23 protein-coding genes and 1 tRNA gene are annotated in these 25,479 nt (G+C 69.7%); 13 read left to right on the top strand and 11 right to left on the bottom strand.

Translation table 11 applies throughout. The annotated features are described in order from the left end of the window. Positions 1-34: 34 nt before the first annotated feature. On the bottom strand, positions 35-1,663 hold the full coding sequence (locus D0T12_RS00115; RefSeq protein ID WP_117397193.1) for a DUF7800 domain-containing protein: 1,629 nt from the start codon (positions 1,661-1,663) through the stop codon (positions 35-37). After that, positions 1,620-2,648 carry an SDR family oxidoreductase gene (locus D0T12_RS00110; protein ID WP_117397192.1) on the bottom strand — a complete coding sequence of 343 codons (1,029 nt, stop codon included), beginning with the start codon at positions 2,646-2,648 and terminating at the stop codon, positions 1,620-1,622. Before D0T12_RS00110 ends, D0T12_RS00115 begins: the two co-directional genes overlap by 44 nt. Positions 2,649-2,912: 264 nt before the next feature. On the opposite strand from D0T12_RS00110, the gene D0T12_RS00105 reads away from it, so the two are divergent. Genes D0T12_RS00105 through D0T12_RS00090 form a run of 4 tightly spaced genes read left to right on the top strand, consistent with a single transcriptional unit; the run spans position 2,913 to position 4,807 of the window. Then, positions 2,913-3,308, top strand: a complete 396-nt coding sequence (locus tag D0T12_RS00105; protein WP_199487207.1) for a hypothetical protein — start codon at positions 2,913-2,915, stop codon at positions 3,306-3,308. Then, entirely contained in the window at positions 3,298-3,954 is a 657-nt protein-coding gene (locus D0T12_RS00100; RefSeq protein WP_117397191.1) for a DUF4388 domain-containing protein, read from the top strand. The genes D0T12_RS00105 and D0T12_RS00100 overlap by 11 nt, the downstream gene beginning before the upstream one ends. A 59-nt stretch (positions 3,955-4,013) precedes the next feature. Continuing rightward, on the top strand, positions 4,014-4,412 hold the full coding sequence (locus D0T12_RS00095) for a roadblock/LC7 domain-containing protein (protein ID WP_233525756.1): 399 nt from the start codon (positions 4,014-4,016) through the stop codon (positions 4,410-4,412). A gap of 23 nt (positions 4,413-4,435) precedes the next feature. Next, positions 4,436-4,807 (top strand): hypothetical protein, encoded by a 372-nt coding sequence (locus tag D0T12_RS00090; protein WP_117397189.1) that lies wholly within the window; start codon positions 4,436-4,438, stop codon positions 4,805-4,807. Between the two features lie 36 nt (positions 4,808-4,843). On the opposite strand, the gene clpB is transcribed toward D0T12_RS00090, so the two are convergent. The 5 genes from clpB to dnaK all read right to left on the bottom strand — a co-directional run bounded on the left by clpB (position 4,844) and on the right by dnaK (position 11,787). Then, the gene (gene clpB / locus D0T12_RS00085; protein WP_117397962.1) at positions 4,844-7,441 is read right to left on the bottom strand and encodes an ATP-dependent chaperone ClpB; all 2,598 of its coding nucleotides are present in this window, start codon (positions 7,439-7,441) and stop codon (positions 4,844-4,846) included. A 62-nt stretch (positions 7,442-7,503) separates the two neighbouring features. Continuing rightward, entirely contained in the window at positions 7,504-7,950 is a 447-nt protein-coding gene (locus D0T12_RS00080; RefSeq protein WP_117397188.1) for a heat shock protein transcriptional repressor HspR, read from the bottom strand. Between the two features lie 4 nt (positions 7,951-7,954). Next, positions 7,955-9,133: a molecular chaperone DnaJ gene (gene dnaJ / locus D0T12_RS00075; protein ID WP_117397187.1), complete on the bottom strand. Its 1,179-nt coding sequence runs from the start codon at positions 9,131-9,133 to the stop codon at positions 7,955-7,957. Positions 9,134-9,265: 132 nt separating this feature from the next. Beyond that, on the bottom strand, positions 9,266-9,925 hold the full coding sequence (gene grpE, locus D0T12_RS00070) for a nucleotide exchange factor GrpE (RefSeq protein WP_117397186.1): 660 nt from the start codon (positions 9,923-9,925) through the stop codon (positions 9,266-9,268). Further along, on the bottom strand, positions 9,922-11,787 hold the full coding sequence (dnaK, locus tag D0T12_RS00065) for a molecular chaperone DnaK (RefSeq protein WP_117397961.1): 1,866 nt from the start codon (positions 11,785-11,787) through the stop codon (positions 9,922-9,924). Before dnaK ends, grpE begins: the two co-directional genes overlap by 4 nt. Before the next feature lie 472 nt (positions 11,788-12,259). Between dnaK and D0T12_RS00060 the strand changes: the two genes are divergently transcribed. The 3 genes from D0T12_RS00060 to D0T12_RS00050 all read left to right on the top strand — a co-directional run bounded on the left by D0T12_RS00060 (position 12,260) and on the right by D0T12_RS00050 (position 14,817). Beyond that, the gene (locus tag D0T12_RS00060) at positions 12,260-12,712 is read left to right on the top strand and encodes a DoxX family protein (protein WP_117397185.1); all 453 of its coding nucleotides are present in this window, start codon (positions 12,260-12,262) and stop codon (positions 12,710-12,712) included. Positions 12,713-13,022: 310 nt separating this feature from the next. Continuing rightward, positions 13,023-13,646 (top strand): RNA polymerase sigma factor, encoded by a 624-nt coding sequence (locus D0T12_RS00055; protein ID WP_117397184.1) that lies wholly within the window; start codon positions 13,023-13,025, stop codon positions 13,644-13,646. Further along, positions 13,639-14,817: a hypothetical protein gene (locus D0T12_RS00050; protein ID WP_117397183.1), complete on the top strand. Its 1,179-nt coding sequence runs from the start codon at positions 13,639-13,641 to the stop codon at positions 14,815-14,817. Before D0T12_RS00055 ends, D0T12_RS00050 begins: the two co-directional genes overlap by 8 nt. A 66-nt stretch (positions 14,818-14,883) precedes the next feature. On the opposite strand, the gene D0T12_RS00045 is transcribed toward D0T12_RS00050, so the two are convergent. Next, positions 14,884-16,416, bottom strand: coding sequence for a 3-hydroxyacyl-CoA dehydrogenase (locus D0T12_RS00045; protein WP_117397182.1), 1,533 nt, complete (start codon positions 16,414-16,416; stop codon positions 14,884-14,886). Between the two features lie 145 nt (positions 16,417-16,561). On the opposite strand from D0T12_RS00045, the gene D0T12_RS00040 reads away from it, so the two are divergent. Then, positions 16,562-17,770, top strand: coding sequence for an acetyl-CoA C-acetyltransferase (locus D0T12_RS00040; protein WP_117397181.1), 1,209 nt, complete (start codon positions 16,562-16,564; stop codon positions 17,768-17,770). A 58-nt stretch (positions 17,771-17,828) separates the two neighbouring features. Here D0T12_RS00040 and D0T12_RS00035 read toward each other — a convergent pair whose 3' ends face one another. Beyond that, positions 17,829-18,434: a TIGR03086 family metal-binding protein gene (locus D0T12_RS00035; protein ID WP_117397180.1), complete on the bottom strand. Its 606-nt coding sequence runs from the start codon at positions 18,432-18,434 to the stop codon at positions 17,829-17,831. Positions 18,435-18,738: 304 nt separating this feature from the next. Between D0T12_RS00035 and D0T12_RS00030 the strand changes: the two genes are divergently transcribed. Further along, complete coding sequence (locus tag D0T12_RS00030) at positions 18,739-20,880, top strand: (Fe-S)-binding protein (RefSeq protein WP_199487206.1); 2,142 nt, start codon at positions 18,739-18,741, stop codon at positions 20,878-20,880. Between the two features lie 4 nt (positions 20,881-20,884). On the opposite strand, the gene D0T12_RS00025 is transcribed toward D0T12_RS00030, so the two are convergent. Beyond that, a complete protein-coding gene (locus D0T12_RS00025) occupies positions 20,885-22,546 on the bottom strand; it encodes a BTAD domain-containing putative transcriptional regulator (protein WP_158581346.1) in 1,662 nt (553 codons plus the stop codon). A gap of 188 nt (positions 22,547-22,734) precedes the next feature. Between D0T12_RS00025 and D0T12_RS00020 the strand changes: the two genes are divergently transcribed. The 3 genes from D0T12_RS00020 (at position 22,735) to D0T12_RS00010 (ending at position 24,366) form a co-directional block, all read left to right on the top strand. Further along, entirely contained in the window at positions 22,735-23,478 is a 744-nt protein-coding gene (locus tag D0T12_RS00020) for a hypothetical protein (protein WP_117397178.1), read from the top strand. Between the two features lie 35 nt (positions 23,479-23,513). Beyond that, positions 23,514-24,248 carry a ZIP family metal transporter gene (locus D0T12_RS00015; RefSeq protein ID WP_117397177.1) on the top strand — a complete coding sequence of 245 codons (735 nt, stop codon included), beginning with the start codon at positions 23,514-23,516 and terminating at the stop codon, positions 24,246-24,248. A gap of 47 nt (positions 24,249-24,295) precedes the next feature. Further along, positions 24,296-24,366, top strand: a tRNA-Gly gene (locus D0T12_RS00010). 73 nt (positions 24,367-24,439) lie between these two features. Here the strand turns inward: D0T12_RS00010 and D0T12_RS35150 are convergent. Continuing rightward, positions 24,440-24,604 (bottom strand): hypothetical protein, encoded by a 165-nt coding sequence (locus tag D0T12_RS35150; RefSeq protein ID WP_158581345.1) that lies wholly within the window; start codon positions 24,602-24,604, stop codon positions 24,440-24,442. Between the two features lie 196 nt (positions 24,605-24,800). Between D0T12_RS35150 and D0T12_RS00005 the strand changes: the two genes are divergently transcribed. Beyond that, positions 24,801-25,367 carry a hypothetical protein gene (locus tag D0T12_RS00005; RefSeq protein ID WP_199487205.1) on the top strand — a complete coding sequence of 189 codons (567 nt, stop codon included), beginning with the start codon at positions 24,801-24,803 and terminating at the stop codon, positions 25,365-25,367. Positions 25,368-25,479: the final 112 nt, after the last annotated feature.

Raw genomic sequence — 25,479 nt, 5'->3', positions numbered from 1 at the left:
GCGTCCGTCAATGTCGTGGCGCATCCCGTTCCGGTCAGCCGGTGATGTTCGCGCGGCCCATGTCGCCGAGCGTGCCGCCGTCGCGGGGTGTCTCCCAGCGCACGTCGCAGTGGCGTCCCCGCAGATGGACGGTCGCGATGGCGTTGTCGAACCACGGCCCGTCCGTCATCCGCCACCGGATCGGTGGGACGGGCACCTTCGACAGTTTGGCCAGGGCACGGAAGGGCCCGCCCGTGGCGCGGGAGTACGCGAGGCGGTTGGCCCAACGGAACTTGCCGACGAGCGGGTTCCGCAGCGGCGAACAGACGATCTGGGAGACCTTCGACTGTGTACCGGGCTTGGTGACCCGCGCCAGGTACGAGTAGTGGATGTCGCCGGACAGGAACGAGATGCTGGCCGGCGCGGGGCCGCGTTCGCCGCGTCCGACGGCGACGACGTCGGCGGCCACGTCACGGAACGAGCGTTCGAACGCGGCCCAGTGTTCCAGGTCGGCGGCCTGCCGGATCTTCTCGCCGAGCCGTGCCGCGGCCTTTCCCCAGGCGCCACCGGCCATGGCCTCGTTCCACGACTCGGCGTGGTGGATCGCCATGGGCAGCAGGTAGGGCAGGGAACTCGCGATGAGCAGATGGTCCATGCCGCCATGGCACTGTTCGTGCAGCCATTGGAACTCGTCGTCGTCCAACATGCCGCGACGGTCGGCGGTGAGGAGCCTCGAACAGCGGCTGTCGACCACGATCAGGCGCGTCCCGCCCCAGTCGTGCGCGTAGCTCCAGCGTGTGCCGGCCGGTTCCTTGTCGGCCTTCTCGGCGAACTCGTCCAGGACGGCGCCCGCGTCACCGGTGCTGTCGGACGCCTCCCGCACCGCCTTGTACGTGATGTCGGACGCACGGTCCCGCGGTGACAGGTTTCCGAGGTGCTGGTAGATCCAGTACGACCCGATCCCGCCGGTGATGCGGGACTTCCACCAGGGCTGCGACCACATCTCCTGGCGCCAGGCGTACGAGGTGTTCCAGTCGTCCCGGATGTCGTGGTCGTCGAAGATGGTGAAGGTCGGGACGGTGGACAGCAGCCACCGCACCTCCGGATCGTCGTACCAGGCCAGCTTGTACAGGTACGTGTAGTCCTCGAAGTCGGCGGCCTCGTCGATGGGAAGGTCGTCCGCGGCGCGGCGGCTCTTGATGAACTCGCGCATCGGGTCGGTCAGCTCGTCCGCGTAGACCTGGTCGCCGACCATCAGCAGGACGTCGGGCCATTCGACCGAGTCGCCTCCGGTACGGAGCCGCCGCGCGAACGCGGCGAGCGCGTCATGTCCGAACTCCTCGACTGTGCCGGGTGAACGTCGGCAGGAACCGAACGAGATACGCAGGCCGCCGTCGGGGGCGAGGGTCCTGATCTGGGACGGAGGAAACTCGCTGCCTTCCTCGGGCCAGACGGTCTCACCGTCGACGACGACCTCGTACGGGATACGTGCCCCTGGCGAGAGCCCGTCGATCTCGACGACCGCGTAGTGGTGGCCGTGGGCGGTGAACGTGCGGGCGCCCGCGTCCAGGCCCTGCTCCTGGTTGACGACCCGGACCTCGCACGGACGGTCCGTTTCCACCCAGATCGTCGCGGTGCGGTCACTGACGTGTCGAAGGTGTGGCCCGAGCACGAGCTTTCTCACAGCTGCACCGTACTTTCGCCTCGGTTTCGGCGTCCAGGCCGACGGTTGGGCGGTCGGGACGCTGAGGCGCCCGGCCACCGATGGACTGTAGCCACTCCCACGTGTCCGTCACCGTTTCCTGGACGGGTCTGCAACGCAATCCGGCTGAAAGCGCCTTGGTCACGTTTCCCCGATGCATGGTGTCGTACGCGTCTCCGGGCGGGAGCCAGACCGGGAGATCCGTCCACGGCCCGATACCCGCTTCGAGGATGGTTTCCGGGGGTGTCCAGGCGAGTTCCGCGTCCGAGCCCGTTACCTGGATGCACGTTTCGAGCAGCTCCCGCATCGTCGTGTGACCGGGTGGGCTCACCACGTCGTACGGCCCGCCGAGCCCTTGTTCGACGGCGTTCAGCGTCCACGTGGCAAGGTCCCGGACGTCGATGTACTGCAAACCGGCGTCACGTGGGCCGGGTGCCAGTACTTCACCGCCCTTCGCGATCCGTGTGAGCCACCAGGGCAGCCGTCCGATGTTCTCGTACGGGCCGAGGATGAGCCCCGCCCGCACCAGCAGGGCCCGGTCGCCGAACACATCGACGGCCGCCAGTTCCGCGCCGCGCTTAGCGGCCGCGTACTCGACGTCGCCGTCGTCGGGGGAGCCGTCCACCACGGGCCCGTCTTCCCCGAGCCCGTCCGGCTCGGGGAAGACGTAGACCGATCGGCTGGAGATGTAGACGTAGCGTTCGACGCGTCCGGAGAGCAGGTTCACGGCGTCACGTACGACGGAGGGTGCAGCCGACCAGGTGTCGACGACCGCGTCCCATGTCTCGTCGGTCGCGAGCGCCCGGAGACCGTCCTCGGCGGTTCGGTCGCCGCGCAGCGACGCCACACCCTGGGGCGGCTCATGGTGCCCCCTGTGGAATACGGTCACGTCCCACCCGCGTGCGAGAGCGTCCTCGGCGATGGCACGCCCGACGAACTCGGTCCCACCCAGCAGCAAGATCTTCATGGGAGAACTGTACGGTCTGTACGTTACGTACGGTAGACCGCTCCGCTTACGGCGGAACGCCTCGCCGACCGGGGACGATTTCCTCCACCGACGCCTGTCCCTTTAGTGGTGATTCGTCGAATAACGTGCTGACCAGTCGGCATACGAAGCGGTATTTATACCCCACTCAGGATTTGTCAAGTCATTTAGTCGTTTAGCCTTGCGGGCGGCACTGCCCCCGCTATGGTGGGGTTTCTTGCAACTCTCATTTTTTTCGGTGGGGAAATGGGCCTGCTCATCGACGATTGCCTTGCCCGGATGATGACGATTCCGGGTGCCCGGCGGGCGACCCTGATCGACTGCGCCAGCGGGCTCGCCGTGGCGGCGGCGGGCCGAGAGGATCTTGTCGACCAGCATGAAGACGCCGCGGGAGCGACCGACGTCGTCCGGGCGGTGCTGTCGTCACCGGCGCTGAGCGCCACCCCGACGGGTGACGACATCGAGGAGATCATTGTTTCCGGGACCGGCGGATATCACCTTCTGGTCCTCACCGGAGCCGATTTCGACGGACATCTCTTCGTCCATCTACTGGTCGACCGGGAAAACGGCAACCTCGCCCTCGCCCGGCTCCAGATGCACCGGCTCGTCCAGGAAATAACGGACGGCCGCCATGACAGATGACATTCCCGGCGTGCTCGGCGCCCTGGAGTCGGAAAGGCGCACCGGGCTGCTGCGCGTCGGCGACGACGGCGCGTTCCACGTCGAGCACGGCGCGGTCGTCCACGCCGAGAGCCGCCACACGCCGGGCCCGGACGACCTGTCAGGCTCCGACCTGCCGGCGCTGCTCGCGATGTTCGACGCCGCCTACTTCCTCCTCGGCTCGACGGCCGAACCCGTGTTCACCGAGGGCCCGCCCAACGGCGCCGGTCGGCGGATCTCCGTCGCGACGCTCGTGCAGGAGCGGCACCGGCGCCGCGCCCGCCTCGACGCCGCCTGGCCGGACGCCCGCGTCGACGTCGACCCCGTCGTGCCGGTACGGCGCGTCCGGCGGCAGCGCGTCATCCTGACCGGCGTCCAGACCGAGATCCTGATCAACGCCGACGGTCGGCGCGCCCCGGCGGAACTGGCCCGCCACCTCGGCCGGACCGCGTTCGCCTGCCTCCTCGCCGTCCGCGGCCTCGCCGCCGCGTCCCTGATCCGCGCCGCCCCGCGCCCGGTGTCCGGCCCCCCGCCCCCTCGACCCGCGATCCCGGCCGAGTGGGCGCCGCCCGACTACGAGCTGCTCGACCGGCTCAGGACCGCGCTCGTCGAACTCGGCCCATGCTGAGCACCCCCGGCCGAGGGACCGGCCGACCGGTGAAACGTTGGATCGAAAGGCTGACGAAGGTGACGGAACGAGCGGCAGCGGAGCCGGTGCCCGTGGTGACGGAACTGCGGACGCTGCGCGCCCGCGTCCCGCAGCTCACCGGCAGCCTGGTCGCGTCGGCCGACGGGCTCCTCATCGCGCACGACCTGCCCGCGCCCGTCGAACCGTCCGGGATGGCGGCCGTGACGGCGACCGGGCTGTCCCTCGCCCACCGCATCGCGCACACCGCCCACGGCGGCGCCTTCCACGAGGTGGTGATCCGCGGCGTGGACGGTTACGTCGTCATCTACGCCGCCGGTCCCGTCGCGTCGTTGACCGTCCTCGCGGCCCCGACCGTCAACGTCGGCCGGCTCCACCTGGAGTCACGCCCCACCGCCCGCGCCATCGCCGCCCTCCTCCCAGACACGCGCCGCAAGTAACGACAACCCGAAGGAGAACACGTATGGCCAATCTCGACCTGACCCTCAAGGACATGATGGCGGTCGACGGGGCCGTCGGCGCCGCCGTCGTCGACTACGACAGCGGCATGGCGCTCGGGCACCTCGGCGGCTCCAAGGCCCTCGACCTCCAGGTCGCCGCCGCCGGGAACACCGAGGTCGTCCGCGCGAAGATCCGCACGATGGAGCAGCTCAGAATCAAGGAGGACATCGAGGACATCCTCATCAGCCTCTCCACCCAGTACCACGTCATCCGCCCGGTCAGCGGCCGCAAGGGCAAAGGCCTGTTCCTCTACCTGGCCCTCGACCGCGGCCGCGCCAACCTCGCCCTCGCCCGCCACCGCCTCCGCGACATCGAGGAGAACATCGAGGTCTGAGAGCCGGGCCGGCGCGCGAACGCGCCGGCCCGCCGCTCACTTCGAAAGGGTGAGGGTCGTGGACGGGGCCACGGTGAGCTTGTCGGCGGCCTCGTCGAGGTCGACGACGACCTCGTCGCCGTCGCGGATGTCGCCGGACAGGAGTTGCCGGGCGAGCTGGTCGCCGATCGCGGTCTGGACGAGCCGCCGCAGCGGCCGCGCCCCGTACAGGGGGTCGTAGCCGGTCAGGGCGAGCCATTCGCGGGCCGCGGGCGTCACGTTCAACGTGAGCTGCCGGTCGGCGAGGCGTTCGGCGAGCTTGTCGACCTGGAGGTCGACGATGCGGGTCAGCTCCGTCGTGGACAGGGCGTCGAACAGGATGACGTCGTCGAGCCGGTTGAGGAACTCCGGTTTGAAGGAGTTACGGACGGCGTTCCAGACCGCCTCCTTCTTCGCGCCGTTCTCCAGCGTCGGGTCGACGAGGAACTGCGAGCCGATGTTCGAGGTGAGGATCAGGATCGTGTTGCGGAAGTCGACCGTGCGGCCCTGCCCGTCGGTGAGGCGACCGTCGTCCAGAACCTGGAGCAGCAGGTCGAACACCTCGGGGTGTGCCTTCTCCACCTCGTCCAGCAGGACCGCCGAGTACGGGCGGCGCCGGACGGCCTCGGTGAGCTGGCCGCCCTCCTCGTAGCCGACGTAGCCGGGCGGCGCGCCGACCAGGCGGGCGACGCTGTGCTTCTCGCCGTACTCGCTCATGTCGATGCGGGTCATGGCCCGCTCGTCGTCGAACAGGAACTGCGCGAGCGCCTTCGCCAGCTCCGTCTTACCGACGCCGGTGGGGCCCAGGAACAGGAACGAGCCGGTCGGACGGTCGGGATCGGAGATCCCCGCGCGGGCGCGGCGGACCGCGTCCGAAACGGTGCGCACGGCGGTCTCCTGGCCGATGAGGCGCCTGCCGAGCTCCTCCTCCATGCGAAGCAGTTTCGCGGTCTGGCCTTCGAGGAGACGCCCGGCGGGAATGCCCGTCCAGGACGCGACCACGTCGGCGACGTCGTCCGGGCCGACCTCCTCCTTCACCATCGGGTCGCGGTTCTCGGCGGCCTCGGAGGCCTCCTCCAGCTGCTTCTCCAGGGCCGGGATCTCGCCGTAGGTGAGGCGGGCCGACGTTTCGAGGTCGCCGTCGCGCTGGGCGCGTTCCGCCTCGCCGCGCAACTGGTCGATCCGCTCCTTGATCTCGCCGACGCGGTTGAGACCCGCCTTCTCCTTGTCCCAGCGGGCCACGAGGGCGGTGAGGTGCTCCTGCTTGTCGGCGAGGTCGGCGCGGAGCCGGTCGAGACGCTGCCTGGACGCGTCGTCCGTCTCCTTGGACAGGTTCATCTCCTCCATCTTGAGACGGTCGACGGTGCGCTGGAGCTCGTCGATCTCCACGGGACGGGAGTCGATCTCCATGCGGAGCCGGGACGCGGCCTCGTCCACGAGGTCGATCGCCTTGTCGGGGAGGTAGCGCGAGGTGATGTACCGGTCGGACAGCGTCGCGGCCGACACGAGCGCCGAGTCGTTGATCTGAACCTTGTGGTGGGCCTCGTACCGGCCCTTGAGCCCGCGCAGGATCGCGATGGTGTCCTCGACGGTCGGCTCACCGACGAACACCTGCTGGAAACGGCGCTCCAGGGCGGCGTCCTTCTCGATGCGTTCGCGGTACTCGTCGAGGGTGGTGGCGCCGATCATGCGGAGTTCACCGCGGGCCAGCATCGGCTTCAGCATGTTGCCCGCGTCCATCGCACCCTCGGCCGCGCCCGCGCCGACCACGGTGTGCAGCTCGTCGATGAACGTGACGACCTGCCCCTCGCTCTCCTTGATCTCGTTCAGGACGGCCTTCAGCCGCTCCTCGAACTCGCCGCGATACTTCGCGCCCGCGACCATCGCGCCGAGATCGAGGGAGACCAGGCGCTTGCCGCGCAGCGACTCGGGCACGTCGCCCGCGACGATCCGCTGCGCGAGGCCCTCGACGACGGCGGTCTTGCCGACGCCGGGCTCCCCGATCAGGACGGGGTTGTTCTTCGTCCGGCGGGACAGCACCTGGACGACGCGGCGGATCTCCGAGTCGCGTCCGATGACCGGGTCGAGACGGCCGTCGCGGGCGGCGGCGGTCAGGTCGACGCCGTACTTCTCCAACGACTGGTACGTGCCCTCAGGGTTCTCGCTGGTGACGCGGGCGTGGCCGCGCACCTTCTCGAACGCGTCCAGCAGCGCCTGGGGCGTGGCGCCGAACTCCTTCAGCAGACCCGCGGCCGGGCCGCCGTCGGCCGCGAGACCGACCAGAAGGTGCTCGGTCGAGACGTAGTCGTCCTCAAGCTGCTGCGCGCGGTTCGCCGCCGTGTGGATCGACCGGTTGAGCTGGCCCGAGACGCGCGGTGTCGCGACCGTGGAGCCCTGCGCCTTCGGCATCGCGGCGAGCTGCTCCTCGGCGCGGCGGCGGATCGCCTTCCAGTCGGCGCCGACGGCCTCCAGCAGCGGCACCGCCGTGCCGTCGGTGAGGGCGATCAGCGCGACCAGCAGGTGTTGCGGCTCCACCTCGGGGTGCCCCTCGGCGGCGGCCCGCCGGACCGCGACCGACAGCGCTTCCTGGCTCTTCTGCGTCAGCTTGTAGTCCATCGTCCCCACACCCCCGTGTCCTCCTGGGGGCCGACCTCTCGGCCCCCGCGACGGCCATGTGTTCAGTCCCGGTTCCGCTCCTGCCAGACGACGACGCTGGTGTGCCTGATCGGCACCAGGTCGGCGCCGGGGGTGCCGCCCATTTCCCCGCGCCTGCGCTGCTGCGCGAGACGCGCCGCGACGGAACGGGTCGATTCGAGTTCGTTGGCGAGCGCGTCCAGCGCGGCGTGCGCCTTGGCGAGCTCCTCGCGGAGCCGCACGTTGTCGCGTTGCAGCTCCAGGATGTGCTTGATGCCGGACAAATTGATGCCCTCCTCCTGCGAGAGCCGCTGGATCTCGCGGAGCATCACGATGTCGCGCATCGAGTAGCGGCGGCCCCGGCCCGCCGTCCGGCCGGGGGACACCAGGCCCATCCGGTCATAGGTGCGCAGCGTCTGCGGGTGCAGCCCCGACAGTTGCGCCGCGACCGAGATCACGTAGACCGGAGCGTCGTCGCCGAAGGGGTTCATGGGATCACTCCTGTCTGGCCTGCTGGACGAGTTCGGTGCGCAGGTCCTCACCGGAGCAGGACGCCCGCAGCCGGACCAGCGCGTCCCGCGCGTCGCCGTCGAGTTTGTGCGGCACCTGGACGTCGACGGTGACGAGCAGGTCGCCCTTCGTGCCGTCCCGCCGGGGCGCGCCACGGCCCTTCACCCGGAACTTGCGTCCGTTGGGCGTGCCCTCCGGCAGTTTCAGCGTCACCGGTTGCCCCTGGAACGTCGGCACCTGGATCTCCGCGCCGAGCGCCGCCTCCGGGAACGTGACCGGGACGGTCAGCGTCAGGTTGTCGCCGCTGCGGCCGAACACGTGGTGCGGTTTCACCTTGATGTTGACGTACAGGTCGCCGTTCGGGCCGCCGTTCTCGCCCGGGGCGCCCTTGCCCTTCAACCTGATCTTCTGCCCGTCCGCGACGCCCGCCGGGATCCGGGCCTGGATCGTCCGGGTGCCGGTCGCGCGGCCGCTGCCGTGGCAGATCGGGCACGGGTCGTCGACGACGAGGCCCCGGCCGTGGCACTCCTTGCACGGCTCCTGGAACCCGAAGCTGCCGAGGTTGCGGGTCTCGTGCCCGGTGCCCTCGCAGCTCGGGCACACCCGCGGCACCGTGCCCGCCTTCGCGCCCGTCCCGCGGCAACTGTTGCAGCCCGCCTCGCTCGTCAGCTTGATCGGGACGGTGACGCCGTTCATGGCGCGGGCGAACGACAGCGTCACGTCGGTCTCGACGTCCGGGCCGCGGCGCGCCCGGCGGGCACCCGTGGTGCGGGTACCGGCGCCGCCGCCCCGGCCGAACAGCCCGCCGAACAGGTCGCCGATGCGTTCCCCGGCGCCGCCGCCGGTGTGCGTCCCGGCGCCGGCGCCCTGCCCGAACAGGTCACCGAGGTCGAACGGGAAACCGCCGCCCTGCTGGCCGCGGAACCCGCCCGGCATCGACCGGACCGCGTCGTACTCCTTGCGGCGCTTCTCGTCCGACAGGACGTCGTACGCCTCCGAGACCTCCTTGAAGCGCTCCTCGGCGTCGGCGTCGCCCTTGTTGGCGTCCGGATGGTACTTGCGGGCCAGCTTCCGGTACGACTTCTTGATCTCCTCTTGTGAGGCCGACTTCGCGACACCGAGGACCTTGTAATAGTCCTTCTCCAGGTAGTCCTTGGTGCTCACGGCGCCCCGCTCTCTGCTATCGCCACATGCCACATGTCCTTACGCGGCCCGCGGGGCCCGTCCCGTTCGGGACGGGCCCGCGAGCCTGTTCGGGGGAGGCGATCCCCCGGACCCCCGGCCGGAGCCGTGGGGTCATTCGCCTTCGTCGCCCGGTTCGTCACCAGTGTCACCCGGCTCCTCACCCGGCTTCTCGTCATCGGCGTCCGGGCCGGGCTCGGCCACTCCCACGCGGGCTGGCCGCAGGATCCGCTCGCCGATGCGGTAACCGGGTTGGAAGACGTTCACGACGCTGATCTCGGACACGTCCGCCGAGTACGCGTGCATGAGCGCCTCGTGCACGGTCGGGTCGAAGGGCTCGCCCTTCTCGCCGTAGCGTTCGAGGCCGAGCTTGCCGGTGACCGCCTCCAGGCTCTCCGCGACGGACTTGAAGCCGCCGTTGAGCTCGTCGTGCTCGCGGGCGCGGCCGATGTCGTCCAGCACCGGGAGCAGCTCGGTCAGCACCTGCCCGAGCGCCTGCTCCCGGACCGCGACCCGGTCGCGTTCCACCCGCTTGCGGTAGTTGTCGTATTCCGCCTTCAGCCGTTGCAGGTCGGCGAGACGCTCCGCCAGCTGCTCCTTGAGCGAGGCGACCTCCTCGTCCGTGACCGCGGCTCCCCCGTTGGTCTGGGCCTCCGAGGCGGACGACTTGTTCGCCGTCTCCTCCCGGACCCTCCCCGTTTCGGGATCGATGCGCCGCTTGTCGCGGATCACCGGGCCCTCCTTCTCCTCGCCCTCTTCAGGGGAGGTCGTCACGAAGCATCACCCTTCGGCTTGTCCTCGTCCACGATCTCGGCGTCGACGACCTCGTCGTCCTGCGGCTCGCCGCCCTGGGCGTTCGCCGTCGGCCCGTGGTCGTCGGCGCCCGCCTGCGCCCCCTCGGGGTTCTGCGCGTACATGGCGGCGCCCATCTTCTGGCTGATCTGCGCCAGCTTCTCGGCGCTGCCCTTGATCACGTCGATGTCGGTGCCCTCCAGGGCCTTCTTCACCTCCGCGACCGCGTCGCCGACCTCGGACTTCAGCTCGTCGGGGACCTTGTCGTCGTTCTCCCGCAGGAACTTCTCGGTCGAGTACGCGAGGGTGTCGGCCTGGTTGCGGACGTCGGCCTCCTCCTTGCGGCGGCGGTCCTCCTCCGCGTACTGCTCGGCCTCGCGGACCATCTTCTCGATGTCGTCCTTCGGCAGCGCCGAGCCGCCGGTGATGACCATCGACTGCTCGCGCCCGGTGCCCTGGTCCTTCGCGCTGACGTTCACGATGCCGTTGGCGTCGATGTCGAAGGTGACCTCGATCTGCGGGACGCCGCGCGGCGCCGGCGGCAGACCGGTGAGCTGGAAGGTGCCGAGCTTCTTGTTGTGCATCGCGATCTCGCGCTCGCCCTGGTAGACCTGGATCTCCACGGACGGCTGGTTGTCGTCGGCGGTGGTGAACGTCTCCGACCGCTTGGTCGGGATCGTGGTGTTCCGCTCGATGATCTTGGTGAAGATGCCGCCCTTGGTCTCGATGCCGAGGCTCAGCGGGGTCACGTCCAGCAGCAGGACGTCCTTGACCTCGCCCTTCAGCACACCGGCCTGGAGGCTGGCGCCGATCGCGACGACCTCGTCCGGGTTGACGCCCTTGTTCGGCTCCTTGCCGCCGGTCAGCTCCTTCACCAGCTCCGACACGGCGGGCATCCGCGTCGAACCGCCCACCAGCACGACCTGGTTGATGCCGTCCACGGAGATGTTGGCGTCCTTGAGCACCTGCTGGAACGGCGCCTTGGTCCGCTCGAGCAGGTCGGCCGTCATCCGCTGGAACTCGGCGCGGGACAGCTTCTCGTCCAGGTGCAGCGGGCCCTCGCTGGACGCGGTGATGTACGGCAGGTTGATCTGCGTCTCCGTCGAGCTGGACAGCTCGATCTTCGCCTTCTCCGCGGCCTCACGCAGCCGCTGGAGGGCCATCTTGTCCTTGGACAGGTCGACGCCGTTGGCGTTCTTGAACCGCTCGACCAGCCACTCGACGACCTTCTGGTCCCAGTCGTCGCCGCCCAGGTGGTTGTCGCCGCTGGTCGCCTTCACCTCGACGACGCCGTCGCCGACCTCCAGCAGGGACACGTCGAACGTGCCGCCGCCGAGGTCGAACACCAGGATGGTCGCCTCGTTCTCCTTCTCCAGGTGGTAGGCGAGCGCCGCCGACGTCGGCTCGTTGATGATCCGCAGGACGTTCAGCCCCGCGATCTGCCCGGCCTCCTTGGTGGCCTGCCGCTGGTGGTCGGAGAAGTAGGCGGGCACGGTGATGACCGCGTCGGTGACCGTCTCGCCCAGGTAGGCCTCGGCGTCCCGCTTCAGCTTCTGCAGCACGAACGCGCTGATCTGCTGCGGGGTGAAGTCCTTGTCGTCGATCTTGGTCTTCCAGTCGGTGCCCATCTCGCGCTTCACCGAACGGATCGTCCGGTCCACGTTGGTCACGGCCTGGCGCTTGGCGACCTCACCTACCAGGACCTCGCCGTTCTTGGCGAAGGCGACGACGGACGGAGTGGTCCGCGACCCCTCCGCGTTCGCGATGACGGTGGGCTCCCCACCCTCCAGAATCGCGACGACCGAGTTGGTCGTCCCGAGGTCGATGCCGACCGCACGTGCCACCATGTTCTCGTCCTCCGTCGTTTCCGGTGTATCGCCCCCCGGTCGCTCCCAGGGTGCGGCCGGTTCAGTTTCCGTTGGTCAGGGTGGCCCGGACACCCAAGCGATGTCAAATCCCTTGAGTCGACCAGACTCAACTTTGCTGCTGACCTCTCCAACACTACGTCTGAGCGGGGTATTCCGGTTCCCCGCCCACCCGAAATCGCCTCCACGGAGGAGGGGCGCATCCCTCGATCGGAGGAGTGCCGCCCGACGACCCGCCCCCAACGCACGACCCGCCCCCACGGCACGACGACGGCGCGCGGGGGTCTCCGCTTCGGACGTCGCGGTCGACGGGGTTCGGAGGAGTGTGCCGTTCCATCCATGATCGTCCTGACCTGCGCACTTCGGGCTGGTACGGGCTCGTTGGATCGTGCTAACCTCCGTCTTCCGCGCTGATAGTTCAGTTTTGAACGATCTCTTTGCAGGAGGGCGCATGATCCCCGCGAACCGAATCCCGTACCTGTCCGACATCGGTCTGCTCATCGGCCGTCTCGCCGTCGGCGTCGTGTTCGTCGCGCACGGCTGGCAGAAGCTCAACGACATGGGCCACGGCAACGTGACCAAATTCTTCGAGAGCGTGGACGTACCGATGGCGTCCCTGTCCGCGTACTACGCGACCTGGGTCGAACTCGCCGGTGGCATCGCGCTCATCGTGGGCGTCGTCACGCCGATCGTGGGGCTGCTCCTCGCGATCGACATGGCCGGTGCCTTCCTGTTCGTGCACAAGGGCAACGGCATGTTCGTCGCCGACAACGGCTACGAACTCGTCCTCGCCCTCGGCGGCACCGCGATTCTGCTCGCCCTCGCCGGCGCGGGCCGCTTCTCCGTCGACGGCCTCCTCTTCAACCGCGCCGCGGCCCCCGAGAACCAAGGCGCGGCCGCCTGATCGTCCGTCCCCGCCCGCGCAGCGTTCCGATCGGTCCACACGCTGCGCGGGCGGGGGCGAGGCACCGTCCGCCGGTACCGTCCGCCTGCCCCTCGCCTACGCCCCCCGAACAGCGCGAAGCGCCGCCGCTTCGGCCGCGTCCTGCACTCCCTGACCTGGTCAGGGAGTGCACGTCTTCTTGACCTTGGTCTTTCGAAAAGAGCCGGTCGGGTCGCCCCGCGACCCGACCGGCTCTTTTGTTTCGTGAACGTTGGGCGGGGGGTCGGGTGATACGTGTGTGACCGCCGTTCGTGCCACGGAAAGGCAGCACATGACTGGGGAGCCTCTCACCGCAGACCCGCCCTTGCGCGGGGCCCAAGGGCGGGTGGACGACAGCGCCGTCCTGCGGTCGTCGCTGGACGAGCCGGAACGGTTCGGTGAGATCTTCGACGCGTACTTCGCGGAGATCCACGGTTATGCGGCCCGGCGGCTCGGGCCGGACGCGGCGTCCGATGTCGCGGCGCAGACGTTCCTGGAGGCGTTTCGCGGGCGGGCGCGGTACGACGCGTCCCGCGCGGCGGTCCGTACCTGGCTGTTCGGCATCGCGACGAATGTGATCGGCAAGCACCGGCGTGCCGAGGTGCGCGGATTGCGGGCGCGGGCGCGGCTGGAGGTCGTCGAGCGGGCGGGCGGACACGCGGACCGGGTGGACGACCGGGTCAGCGCCCAAGGCCTGCGAGGACGGCTGGCCGGAGCCATCGCCGCGCTGTCCGACGGCGACCGGGACGTGCTGCTGCTCGTCGCGCTCGCCGACCTGAACCACCAGGAGGTGGCCGCGGCGCTCGACATCCCGTACGGGACGGTCGGCTCGCGGCTGAACCGGGCGCGCAGGAAGGTGCGCGCGGCGCTCGGCGGGACGAATCCGATGCGTGACCTGGAGGATGACCATGGATGACCTGCGGACCGTCATGGAGGCGTACGGGGAGCCCGCCGCGCCCACCCGGCGGGAGATGGCCGAGGCCCGTGCCCGGATGTTCGAGGAGCCGGCGCGGTCGCGCCGCCGGTTCGGGTTCGGGTGGCGGGCCAAGGCCGGGATCGGGCTGGTCGCGGTGGGTACCGCCACCGCGGTCGCGGTCGTGGCCCTGGAGCCGGGGTCGCCCGCGCCGCGCGAGACGACGGAGTCCGTCGACCTCGGCAGGCTCGCCGTGCTGGCGGCGGCGGAGAAGGCCGAACGGCAACCCACGGGGAAGTACTGGCACACCGACACCGTCAGCGGCCAGGCGTACGTCGTCCGGGCGAAGACCGGGACCTACGCGATCTACGGTGCGCAGGACGAGTCGTTCAACTGGGTCGGCGCGAAGCGGGGCATGGGCGAGGCGTACTACGGCCGCGACCTCCCGGCCCACCCGCAGACGGCGCGGGACGCCGCGCTGTGGCGTGAGGCGGGGTCGCCGTCGCGCATCCGCGTCTGGTCCGGCGACCACTACGCCACGTACACGACCAAGGCGACGGCGTGGCGGTCGGACGGCCCGAACGTGGGCGTCGACCCCAAGGGCGGCGGGACGTTCGTGGACGGAAAGTCGGTGGCGGACCTGCGGAAGCTGCCGACCGACCCGGACGCGCTCGCCGCGATGTTCCTGGGCTGGACGACGGTGGGGGACGACCCGGGGCGTCGAGCGGGGGCCGACTCGAGGGAGGCGGGCGTCCGGCGGCTCCTCGCCGCGTCCAAGATCATGCGGATCTCGGCGGTGTTGCGCGCCCCGATCCCGCCGAAGGCGCGGTCGGGACTGATGAGGGCACTGGCCGCCCAGCCGGGCGTGCACCCGATCGGCCGTGTCGCCGACCCGCTGGACCGCCGGGGCGTCGCGCTGGCCGGCGACGAGCGCAACGTGACCGTGACCGGCGAGTACGGCGCTTCGAAGGCCGATCAGGGAACCTACCGCTCCCGCCAAGTCATCGTGTTCGACGAGCGGACCGGCGCGCTGCTGTCGCGGCAGGAGATGCTGACCGTGCCCGGCGGCCCGTACGCGGAGATGAAGCCGGGCTTCATCATCGAGTACCAGGCCAACCGCTCGGCGGGGTGGACGGACGCGAAACCGAAACCGCCCGTGGAACTGCCCTTCTGATCGGGGGACTCCGGCCCTCCACCCGCCAGCGGGTGGAGGGCCTTCGGACGGTCAGAAGCGGGGTCGTCAGGCTGTGAGGTCGGACGGGAGCGTGCCGGTCTCGGTCAGCGGGAGGCCGAGCGTCGTGCGTTCGGTCAGCCAGACGCTCGGACGGTAACGCGGGTCACCGGTGCTCGCGTGCAGGCCCCGGAGAATCTCCAGGACGCGGGCGGCTCCCGCGTGTTCGCCCCACTCCAGCGGGCCGCGCGGATAGCCGAGGCCCAGCCGGACGGCGGTGTCGATGTCCTCGGGACGTGCCAGCCGTTGTTCCGCGATGCCGCAGCCCACGTTGATGATCGCGGCGAGGAGACGCTGCGCGACGGGAGCGGGCGCGTCCCGGACGACGGTCACCGGTCGTCCCGTGGAGGTGAGGGCGGCCAGACCGGCGCGACCGGCCTCCCTGTCGACGCCGGGATGAACGGACACGGTGAGACGGGTGAAGAAACCACCGAACGGGTCGATGCCCAAGGTGCGGTCCAGGGGAAGACCCTCGGCGGCTTCGACGGTGCTCTTCCCGAAGGGGGCGACCAGGACGACGGCGTCTCCGGACGGCCCGTCCCCGGACTCGACCTCCACGCCGCTCGTCGAAAGCAACGCGCCCAGCTCCTCGCGGACATCGCCGTGCACCCAGACGGGACGGGCGGCGGCCGTGGAGGCCTTCGCTTCGGGCGGTTCCTGTTTCGCGCCGTCCACATATGTGTAGAAACCCTCGCCCGTCTTGCGTCCGAGCAGACCCGCCTCCAGCCGGGCCCGTCCGACCCTGGACGGACGCAACCGTGCCTCCGTGTAGAAACCCGTCCAGATGGATTCCATGACCGGCTGGGACACGTCCATTCCGGTGAGATCGAGCAGTTCGCACGGCCCCATCTTCAGACCGAGGACGTCACGCGCGATGCGGTCGATGTCCACAGGTTCAGCGGCGCCCTCGGACAGGATCTGCAAGGCCTCCGTCACCAGACCGCGCCCGGCGTGGTTGACGAGGAAACCGGGAGTGTCCGGTGCGAGGACGGGTTCGTGGCCGAGGCGCCGCACGAGATCCGCCAGCGCGTCCGGAATCCACCCGGCCGTCCGAGCGCCCGGAATCACCTCGACCAACCGCATCAACGGCACCGGGTTGAAGAAGTGCAGGCCCGCGAGCCGTGACGGATCGTCCAGCGCCGCGCCGATCGCCGTCACCGGCAGCGAACTGGTGTTGGTCGCCAGGACGGTGTGTTCGGGGCACACCTTCTCCAGGGTCGTGAACAGCTCCCGTTTCGTCCCGATGTCCTCGCGGACGGCCTCGATCACGAGATCACAGCCCTGGAACGGCGTGAACGGATCACCGACCGGTCGCAGCCGCGCCTTCGCGGCCTCCGCCTCGTCCCGGGTCAGCCGTCCCTTGCTCACGAGCTTGTCGAACATGCCGCCGATGTACTCGACCGCGCTGATGACCGCGTCCGTCCGGATGTCCGCCAGTTCGACCGTCAGCCCGCCCGCTGCGGCTAGCTGCGCGATGCCGCGTCCCATCGCACCCGCCCCGATCACCCGGACCGTCGTCACCCGCCGCGCCCACTGCTCCACCGTCGCCTCCTCGTCGCTCGCACACCGTTCCCCGTCTCCCGGCAGGCATTCAACCCGGTGCCAGACGCAAACCCGGCCGCGGCTCACCCGATACGGGGACGTAACCTGCAAGGTGCCCGAAACTCTCCAGCCCGAGGAGCCCACCATGCGCGAAGCGGTGATCTGCGAGCCGCTGCGTACCCCGATCGGCCGGTTCGGCGGGGTGCTGAAGACCGTCCCGCCCGCCGACCTCGCCGCGACCGTCATCCGGGCGCTCGTCGAACGCACCGGCCTCGCCGGCGACGCGATCGACGAGGTGATCCTCGGGCACTGTTACCCCACGTCCGACGCCCCCGCCATCGGACGGGTCGCCGCGCTCGACGCCGGGCTGCCCGTCGAGGTCGGCGGGCTCCAGCTCGACCGGCGCTGCGGCTCCGGGCTCCAGGCCGTGGTCAACGCGGCCATGCAGGTCCAGACCGGTGTCAGCGATGTGATCATCGCGGGTGGTGTGGAGAGCATGAGCGGCGCGCCGTTCTACACGACGCAGGCCCGCTGGGGCGTGCGCGGGCCGTCCCTCGAACTGCACGACGCGCTCGCGCAGGGCCGGGTCACCGCCGGGGGCGCCAACCACCCGGTGCCCGGCGGGATGCTGGAGACCGCCGAGAACCTGCGCCGCGAGTACGGCATCGGACGCGAGGAGCAGGACGAACTCGCCGTAAGGTCCCACCAGCGCGCCGTCGCCGCGCAGCGGTCGGGGGCGTTCGCGGAGGAGATCGTCCCGGTGACCGTCCGGTCCCGCAAGGGGGACACGGTCGTCGACACCGACGAGCACCCGCGGCCCGACACGACGGTGGAGTCGCTGGCGAAGCTGCGTCCCGTCCTCGGCAGGAGCGACGACCAGGCCACGGTCACGGCGGGCAACGCCAGCGGGCAGAACGACGCGGCCGCCGCCTGCGTCGTCACCACGCCCGAGCGCGCCGCCGAACTGGGGCTGCGTCCGCTCGTCCGGCTCGTGTCCTGGGCCCGCGCGGGCGTGCCGCCGCGCACGATGGGCATCGGGCCCGTCCCCGCGACCGCCAAGGCGTTGGAGCGTGCCAACCTCACGCTCGCCGACATCGACCTCATCGAGCTGAACGAGGCGTTCGCCGCGCAGGTCCTCGCCGTCACCCGCGAATGGGACCTGAAGGACGCCGACTGGGACCGCGTCAACGTCAACGGTTCCGGCATCTCCCTCGGCCACCCCGTCGGCGCGACCGGCGCCCGCATCCTCGCCACCCTCGCCCGTGAGATGCGCCGCCGCGAGGCCCGCTACGGCCTCGAAACGATGTGCATCGGCGGCGGTCAGGGCCTCGCCGCCGTCTTCGAACGCGTCTAGGACGCGTCCACGCCCCTCCCGTGCCGACCCGATCAGACGCGGCTCGACGACGGAGGGGTCACCCGGCCGAGGAGGCCGGGGACCACTCCGGATCGCGGCCGGTGAGGGCGAGGAGGCGATCCAGCGGAGGGGCGTCGCAGGGGATGTCGAGGGCCGGGCCGAACAGGCCCTCGACGCCCTGCCCGCCGCTCTGCTCGACGGTCGGCGCGACGAACGCCAGACAGATCTCGACCTCGTCCCGCCCGGCCTCGTAGGGCTGGCCGCTCGCGCGGGCGACGTCCCACCCGTGCACGACCAGCTCGTTCATCGCGACGCGTCCGGCGTCCTCGCCCGGCAGGTCGACACCGCCCGCCTGCGTCATGCCCTCCCAGGCGTCCGGGGAGCGCCAGGCGGTCGCGAGCGCGTCGAGCCGCTCGGGGATGCGGGCCCGCCAGTCCGGCGGCAACCGCGACGCGTCGGCGGACGGCGGCTGACCGGGTCCCGGCGGGAAGTCCTTCGTGGCGGCCCAGGTGAACGCCAGGGCCAGGCCGTTCAGATGATCGAGCAGCGCCCCCAGCGACGTGTCCGCGCAGGGGGTCGGCGCGGTGAGCTGGTAGTCGCGGACGCCCGCGAGCAGGGCCGCCAGCCGGCGAGCGGCCGGGGCGAGGTCGGGCATCGAGGCCATGTGGGCTTCCTCCACAGAACGATCGGGTACCGATGGACGGGACGGCTCTGGACGAAGTCCCGTCCCGTGGTATGGACTGCTGACCCGCCCGATACTCATCGATACGGGAGAGATTCGGGGGAAGGGGGAGGAACGAAACGCCAGGTCGGTGCCTTGAGGCCGCTCGTGCAAGGGCTGCGGAGACGCTGACCGGCGAAAGCGTTGGATAAGCTACTACCGAGTAGTATTCGGGCCCCGGATGAAGGTGCGGTTTGTCGCGAGCCCTACGCTGACTGCCACCGACCCGTAACCAGGAGGACGGACAGTGTTCTGGATCACGTTGGTCATCGGGCTCGCCGGAACGGCGGTCGCGCTCACGCTCGCCGCCCGGCGGGTGGTGTTCCTCTACAAGATCGCCGCCAGCGGCCAGCCCGATCCCGAACGCGTCCTACGGGTCAGGCGGGAACCGAAGGCCGACGTCCAGGACCAGGTCACCGAGGTCTTCGGCCAGCGCAAACTGCTCAAATGGTCGCTCGCCGGCATCGCACACGCCGCGGTGATGTGGGCCTTCTTCCTGCTGATCACCGTCTACCTGGAGGCGGCCGTCGCGCTGCTCGCCGGGCTCGACGCGCACATCCCCGGCCTCCAGACCTGGGGGCCCATCGGATTCGTCCAGGACACCATCGCCCTCGCCGCCCTCGCCGGACTCATCGTCTTCGCCGGCATCCGGATCAAGAACTCGCCCAAGCGGATCGGCCGCGCGTCCCGGTTCAAGGGCTCGCACCTCGGCGGCGCCTGGATCACCCTTTTCATGATCTTCAACGTGATCTGGACGATGTTCTTCTTCCGCGGCGCCGAGCACGCCAGCGGCAACCTCGCCTACGGAAAGGCCGCGTACTTCTCCTACCTCGTCGGCCAGGCCTTCGAGGGACTGGGCCACGACACCCTCGAAGCGCTGGAGTCGGTCGGTCTCCTCCTGCACATCGGCGTCGCGCTCGTCTTCCTCGTCTTCGTCGTCCACTCCAAGCACCTGCACATCTTCCTGGCGCCGCTGAACGTCATGTTCAAACGCCGCCCGGACGGCCTCGGCGCCGCGCAGCCGATGATGTCGGACGGCGAACCGCTCGACTTCGAGGAGGCCGACCCCGAGGAGGACGTCTTCGGCCGCGGCAAGATCGAGGACTTCACCTGGAAGGGCTTCCTCGACATGGCGACCTGCACCGAGTGCGGCCGCTGCCAGTCGCAGTGCCCCGCCTGGAACACCGAGAAGCCGCTGTCGCCGAAGATGCTCGTTCTCGACCTGCGCGACCACGCGCTCGCGAAGGCGCCCTACTTCACCGCGTCCGAAGAGGAGCAGGGCAAGTTCACCGACGAGCAGAAGGCCGCCATGGAGGTGGACAAACCGCTCGTCGCCGAAGACGGCGTCATCCACCCGGACGTCCTGTGGTCGTGCACCAACTGCGGCGCCTGTGTTGAGCAGTGCCCGGTCGACATCGAGCACATCGACCACATCCTGGACATGCGCCGCTTCCAGGTCATGATCGAGTCGAGCTTCCCGTCCGAGGCCGGCGTCATGCTGAAGAACCTGGAGAACAAGGGCAACCCGTGGGGGATGTCCGAGACGAAGCGCCTCGAATGGATCGAGGAACTCGACTTCGAGGTCGACGTCGTCGACGACAAGATCTCCAAGGACACCGAGTACCTGTTCTGGGTCGGCTGCGCCGGCGCGCTGGAGGACCGCGCCAGGAAGACCACCAAGGCCGTCGCCGAACTGCTGCACATCGCGGGCGTCGAGTTCGCCGTCCTCGGCCCCATGGAGGCCTGCACCGGCGACCCGGCCCGCCGCCTCGGCATGGAGTTCGTCTACCAGATGCTCGCCCAGCAGAACGTCGAGACGCTGAACGAGGCGGGCGTCAAGAAGATCGTCGCCACCTGCCCGCACTGCTTCAACACCCTCGCCAACGAGTACCCGCAGCTCGGCGGGAACTACGAGGTCGTCCACCACACCCAACTGCTGGCACACCTGGTGGAGACGGGCAAACTCACCCCGATCACTCCGATCGAGGAGAACATCACCTACCACGACCCGTGCTTCCTCGGCCGCCACAACAAGGTGTACAAGCAGCCGCGCGACATCATGGCTACCGTCCCCGGCGTCCGGACGCAGGAGATGCACCGGCACAAGGAACGCGGCTTCTGCTGCGGCGCGGGCGGCGCGCGCATGTGGATGGAGGAGCGCATCGGCAAGCGCATCAACACCGAGCGCGTGGACGAGGCCCTCTCCACCGACCCCGACACCGTCTCCACCGCCTGCCCGTTCTGCCTCGTCATGCTGGGCGACGCCATCAACGAGAAGAAGAACACGGGCGACGCCAAGGAGTCGCTGGAGGTCGTGGACGTCTCCCAACTCCTGATCCGCTCCATCAAGGGAACGGCAGAAGACAAGAAACCCGTCACCGCCGAGTAGAGCGCTACCGGAACGTCACACTGCCGTCCGGTATGTCGGCGTCCGCCCCCGGCGGGACGGCGATCAGCGTCTCCCGCAGCGCGTGCACCGCCGCGTACGGCAGGATCCCCCCGACGGCGAGATCGTCGACGGACGCGAGCGGCCCGTGCGCGGTCCGCGCCAGCACGATCAGCTTCGCTTGGTGGGCGTCCAACTCCGGCAGCGAGGCGAGCAGATGCTCGGGCGCCGAGTTGACGTCGATGAGGCCACCGTCGTCGAACGTGCGCGGCAGATCCGGCCGACCGACGCGGAGCCGCCGCGCCACCGCCGGATCGTGGGCCACCAGAGAACGGGCCTGCTCCCGCCGCACCCTCCGCTCGATCTGCTGGACGTCGAGAACGGCCGTCCCACCGGGCCACGGATCGGCCGTCAGAACGGCGAGATGCACGCTGCCACCGAGCGTCACGGCCAGCAACGTGAGCAGGATCGGCAGATCCCACCAGGTCGTCTCGTCCGGGTTACTGGCCAGGGCGCCCCCGAAGAAGAAGCCCGCCGCCGCCAGGTAGGCGAGCGCCACCAGCCCGAGCCAGAGGCTCCTGCGCCGGGCCGCGAAGTAGGCGAACAGCGCCCATGTCGCGACCCCGAAGCTGACTAACGGAACCAGAAGCAGGACGAGCCGCACGGCCCAGGGAAGCCGCCGCCTGGGCGGCACCACTGCCGGAGGGGGATAGACGGCCGGAGCGGGATGAGGGGGCCAGGACGAAACGACCGGACCGGCCCTCACCTCCACAACAGGAGCCGCCGCAACGACCTGCGGATCCGGCGGAGCGAACCCGCCCGAAACAGGGACCGGCGCCTCGCCCGAACCGCCCCGCTCCGGAGGCGGATCATCGGGTACGGACGGCGCCGCCAGCGCCGGATCGGACCGCAGAATGCCCACATGCAGGTTCTGAAGCCGCTCGCCCGGCTCGGACCCGAACTCCTCCGCGAAGAACTCACGCGCGTCCCGGTAGGCGGCCAGGGCCTCCGCCTGCCTCCCGCTGCGATAAAGAGCGAGCATCAGCAGGTAGCGGAACCCCTCCCGAAGCGGGAACTCGGCGACCATCCGGATCAACTCCGGCACCAGTCGCGCGTGCTCACCCAGATCAAGCCCGATCTCGGCGGACGCCTCCAACGCGGCCGCCCGCTCCTCGTCCAGACGATCCCGGGCCGCATCGAAGAACGGACCGTTCAGCCCGGCGAGCGCCGTCCCGCGCCACAGGTCCAGCGCCTCCCGCACCAGACCCCCGGCCCGAGCGTTGTCCCCCGAGTCGCGCACCGCCAAGGCCTCCCGCAGGCGCTCACGGAAAACCTCGGCGTCCAAGCCCCCCGCCGGGACATGCAAGGCATATCCCGCGCCGGTCAAGGTCAACAACCGTCCCGGGGAACGCGGCGACCGATCGGGCTCCAGCACCCGCCGCAGACCGGCCACATACTTCTGGACGACGTTCACACCGTTGTCCGGGGGCTCGTCACCCCACACCGCCTCCACGATCGAGGACGTCGACACCGGCCGGTTCGGCGTCAGCAGCAGCACGGCGAGGACCGCCCGCTGCTTCCCGGGACCCAGATCGAGCTCCTCGCCGTCCCGCCACGCGGCCGGACGACCCAGGAGTCCGAAACGCAGTGATGGGTCCTGCAGCGTCACCACCCCCAAATCCCCGGACCCGGCGCCTCCCGCCGTCCTACCGCAGCCCGGACGCAGTGACGGCAGCATAGCGACAGTCATTCCGCACCGGCATCCACCACCATTTCTCCGGACATCACGCGATGTCATGGATAAGGAAGTGAAAGGGGAACTTGGTGCTCCATAACGGACGACGGTCCGGGCGTGTCATGGTGTCGGGGGCCACGCTCGCACTCGTCCTCGCGTCCACCCTCGCCTGCCTCCCGGCGGACGACAAGAACACCGGCGTGGCACCGACGACGGCGCCCGCGTCGTCCCCCGCCGCCGCCAAGCCCACCCCCACCGTGACCCCCAACGGGGTGGAGAAGCTGAGGCCGGCCCAAATCCTGGCGCGCGCCCGCAAGGCGACGGCGTCCGCACGGTTCGTGCAGATGCGCGCGGAGGTCCACGAGGAGGGCGAGACCTACAAACTCGACTTCCGCTACGAGGGGAAGGCGAAGGCCACCGGAACGTTCATGCAGGGCTCCCAGCGCATGGAGATCAGTAGATTCGGGAAGACCGTATATCTCACGGCCAATGACGCCTTCTGGAAGGCGAACGTCGGCAAGGCCGGGGCGCAGCTCTTCTCCGGGAAGCACCTCAAGACGACCGTCAAGGACCGCGATTTCAAGGAGCTCGCGGTCTTCTCCGACCGCACGGCCCTGATCAGCGAAGCGCTCGGGGCGATGAGCGGCTGGAAGAAGAGCCGCCCCGGAAAGGTCGGCACCACACCCACCGTGGTCATCACCAGCTCGACCGGCGACAAACTCAACGTCGCATCCCAAGGACGGCCCTACATCCTCCTCCTAGAAGGAGGACCGGGGAACAGCATCGAGTACCGCGGCTACGAGACCCCGGTGAGCGTGCGCCCACCCACCAAGGGCGTAGTCGACATCGACTCGCTCCGAAGGTAAGGGTTGCGCCGACGACACCCTGGTAAAACCTGGGGATGGCCGTGCTCGCGTCCGTCATCGCCTTCCTGATGACGTTGGCCGGGGGCCTCGCGGCGATGCGGGTACGCGACCGCCGCCACCTGGTCCTCGGCCTCGCGGGCGGCCTCATGCTCGGAGTCGTCGCCTTCGACCTTCTCCCCGAGTCACTGGAGATGACCCGGCACCGCCCCCTCGGCGTCCCCAACCCCATGATCGGCTTCGCCGCCGGCTTCCTCCTACTCCACGTGGTCGAACAGGCCGTCGCGATCCACCGAGCCCACGAGAAGGAGTACGCCCCCCACACCCACGGCGGAGGCTCCGCGGGCCTGCTCGCCGCATCCGCCCTGGTCGGCCACAGCCTGGTGGACGGCCTCAGCATCGGCCTAGGCTTCCAATCCGGAACAGACGTGGGCATCTTCGTAGCGGTGGCCGTCATCACACACGACTTCGCCGACGGCTTCAACACCGTCACCGCCGCGTCCCTCTCCCGAACCGACCGCCGCCCCGCCGTCCTCCTCCTGACCGCCGACGCCACCGCCCCCATCATCGGCGCCGCAGTGGGAACCCTCATCACCGTCCCAGACGCCGTCCTGGCAACCTACCTGGGAACCTTCGCCGGCGTCCTCCTCTACCTCTCCGCCGCCGAAATCCTCCCAGAGGCCCACAGCGTCCACCCCCGCATAATGACCCTGTGCACCACCGGCCTAGGCCTAGCAGCAGTACTCTTCACCGTAGGCCTGACGCAGCGCTGACCGACTTCCGGTACAGTGTCCACAGCACGGCGGCCCCACAGGCCCCAGCGGGTGTAGTTCAATGGCAGAACTTCAGCTTCCCAAGCTGACAGCGCGGGTTCGATTCCCGTCACCCGCTCCCACGATGAAGGCCCAGGTCACTGACATGTCAATGACTCTGGGCCTTGTTTGTTCATCAGCCGCCGTGCCCGCTACGTGCCCGATCCCTTGAGCTTCCGCCCCTTCTTGGGCTTCTTGAGTTCCCGCTTGGCCATCTTGTCGAGCGTCGAGGCGATCTCCCGGTCACGCTCACGGCGCGCGTGCAGGTAGACCTGTGCCGCCCGCGCGTCCACCACCGACACCCACGAGATCCCCATCACCCACACCCGCCCGGCGAGCTGGTGAACGGAACCGCCAACACCCGCGCCAACCGATCAGCCGCCACAGCCGTATCGGTCACCGGGCACAACGGCTCGAACTCCGCAGGTGACTCCCGCGTCGGCCCCGACCACACCCACCACCACAACATCCCCGCCCGCTCCGCGCACAGAACCTCCTGACGCAGCCCCCGCCGTGGTCGAGCAAACCAAACTCGGTACCCAGCTACTCGCCGAAACGACCGGCGTCCCACGCACCATCCTCGCCACCGCACTCGCCGAGTCCCTGCTACTGGTCGGCCGCATCGAGTTCTTTGACCTCCGGCAACCCGACGACGCGGACGCCTCATACGTCCGAGCCCTCCAGGCCGCAGGCGAAGCCGACGACCCCCTGTTGGGCGCCGCGATCCTCGCCCACGCCGCGTTCATCCCCGGATGGGACGGCCGACGCGACGAAGCCGCCGAACGGATGCGCGCCGCCCGCACCTACGCCCGACGAGGCGCCGCACCCGCCGAGTTCCTGGCATGGCTGGACGCCGTGGAAGCCGAATGCGAAACCCGATGCGGACACCCCCGCGAAGCCCTTCGACTCATCAACCACGCCGAACACCTACTCTCCGAAGGCACCAGACAACCGGCCCCCGAGTGGTTCAACTGGTTCTCCCCCATCAGCCTCGCCTCGTTCAAGGGAGAGACCCAACTCAAAGCCGGTCAGCCCGCCCAGGCCAAGGCCACCCTCCTCGGCGTCCTAGGTCCTGTTTAGAAAGTCCTGGTTCGGGCGGCATGTCGCGCCTGGATACGAGTGAGGTCTCCGGTAGATGGATCAACGACCAAGAAGACCATCACCACCGGAGACCTCGTGCCCAGCGTACCGA

The organism is Actinomadura spongiicola (genome assembly GCF_003432485.1).
GTDB classification, from domain to species: Bacteria; Actinomycetota; Actinomycetes; order Streptosporangiales; family Streptosporangiaceae; genus Spirillospora; species Spirillospora spongiicola.
This window is presented reverse-complemented; position numbering and strand designations above follow the sequence as displayed.

Bases quoted from the DNA above. Each gene is read 5' to 3' on its own strand.
- D0T12_RS00060 (WP_117397185.1), top strand. From the start codon at position 12,260: ATGATCCCCGCGAACCGAATCCCGTACCTGTCCGACATCGGTCTGCTC.
- D0T12_RS00100 (WP_117397191.1), top strand. From the start codon at position 3,298: ATGACAGATGACATTCCCGGCGTGCTCGGCGCCCTGGAGTCGGAAAGG.
- clpB (WP_117397962.1), bottom strand. From the start codon at position 7,441: ATGGACTACAAGCTGACGCAGAAGAGCCAGGAAGCGCTGTCGGTCGCG.
- D0T12_RS00105 (WP_199487207.1), top strand. From the start codon at position 2,913: ATGGGCCTGCTCATCGACGATTGCCTTGCCCGGATGATGACGATTCCG.
- D0T12_RS00015 (WP_117397177.1), top strand. From the start codon at position 23,514: ATGGCCGTGCTCGCGTCCGTCATCGCCTTCCTGATGACGTTGGCCGGG.
- D0T12_RS00050 (WP_117397183.1), top strand. From the start codon at position 13,639: ATGGATGACCTGCGGACCGTCATGGAGGCGTACGGGGAGCCCGCCGCG.
- D0T12_RS00090 (WP_117397189.1), top strand. From the start codon at position 4,436: ATGGCCAATCTCGACCTGACCCTCAAGGACATGATGGCGGTCGACGGG.
- D0T12_RS00040 (WP_117397181.1), top strand. From the start codon at position 16,562: ATGCGCGAAGCGGTGATCTGCGAGCCGCTGCGTACCCCGATCGGCCGG.
- D0T12_RS00080 (WP_117397188.1), bottom strand. From the start codon at position 7,950: ATGAACCCCTTCGGCGACGACGCTCCGGTCTACGTGATCTCGGTCGCG.
- D0T12_RS35150 (WP_158581345.1), bottom strand. From the start codon at position 24,604: ATGGGGATCTCGTGGGTGTCGGTGGTGGACGCGCGGGCGGCACAGGTC.
- D0T12_RS00110 (WP_117397192.1), bottom strand. From the start codon at position 2,648: ATGAAGATCTTGCTGCTGGGTGGGACCGAGTTCGTCGGGCGTGCCATC.
- D0T12_RS00020 (WP_117397178.1), top strand. From the start codon at position 22,735: ATGGTGTCGGGGGCCACGCTCGCACTCGTCCTCGCGTCCACCCTCGCC.
- D0T12_RS00055 (WP_117397184.1), top strand. From the start codon at position 13,023: ATGACTGGGGAGCCTCTCACCGCAGACCCGCCCTTGCGCGGGGCCCAA.
- D0T12_RS00035 (WP_117397180.1), bottom strand. From the start codon at position 18,434: ATGGCCTCGATGCCCGACCTCGCCCCGGCCGCTCGCCGGCTGGCGGCC.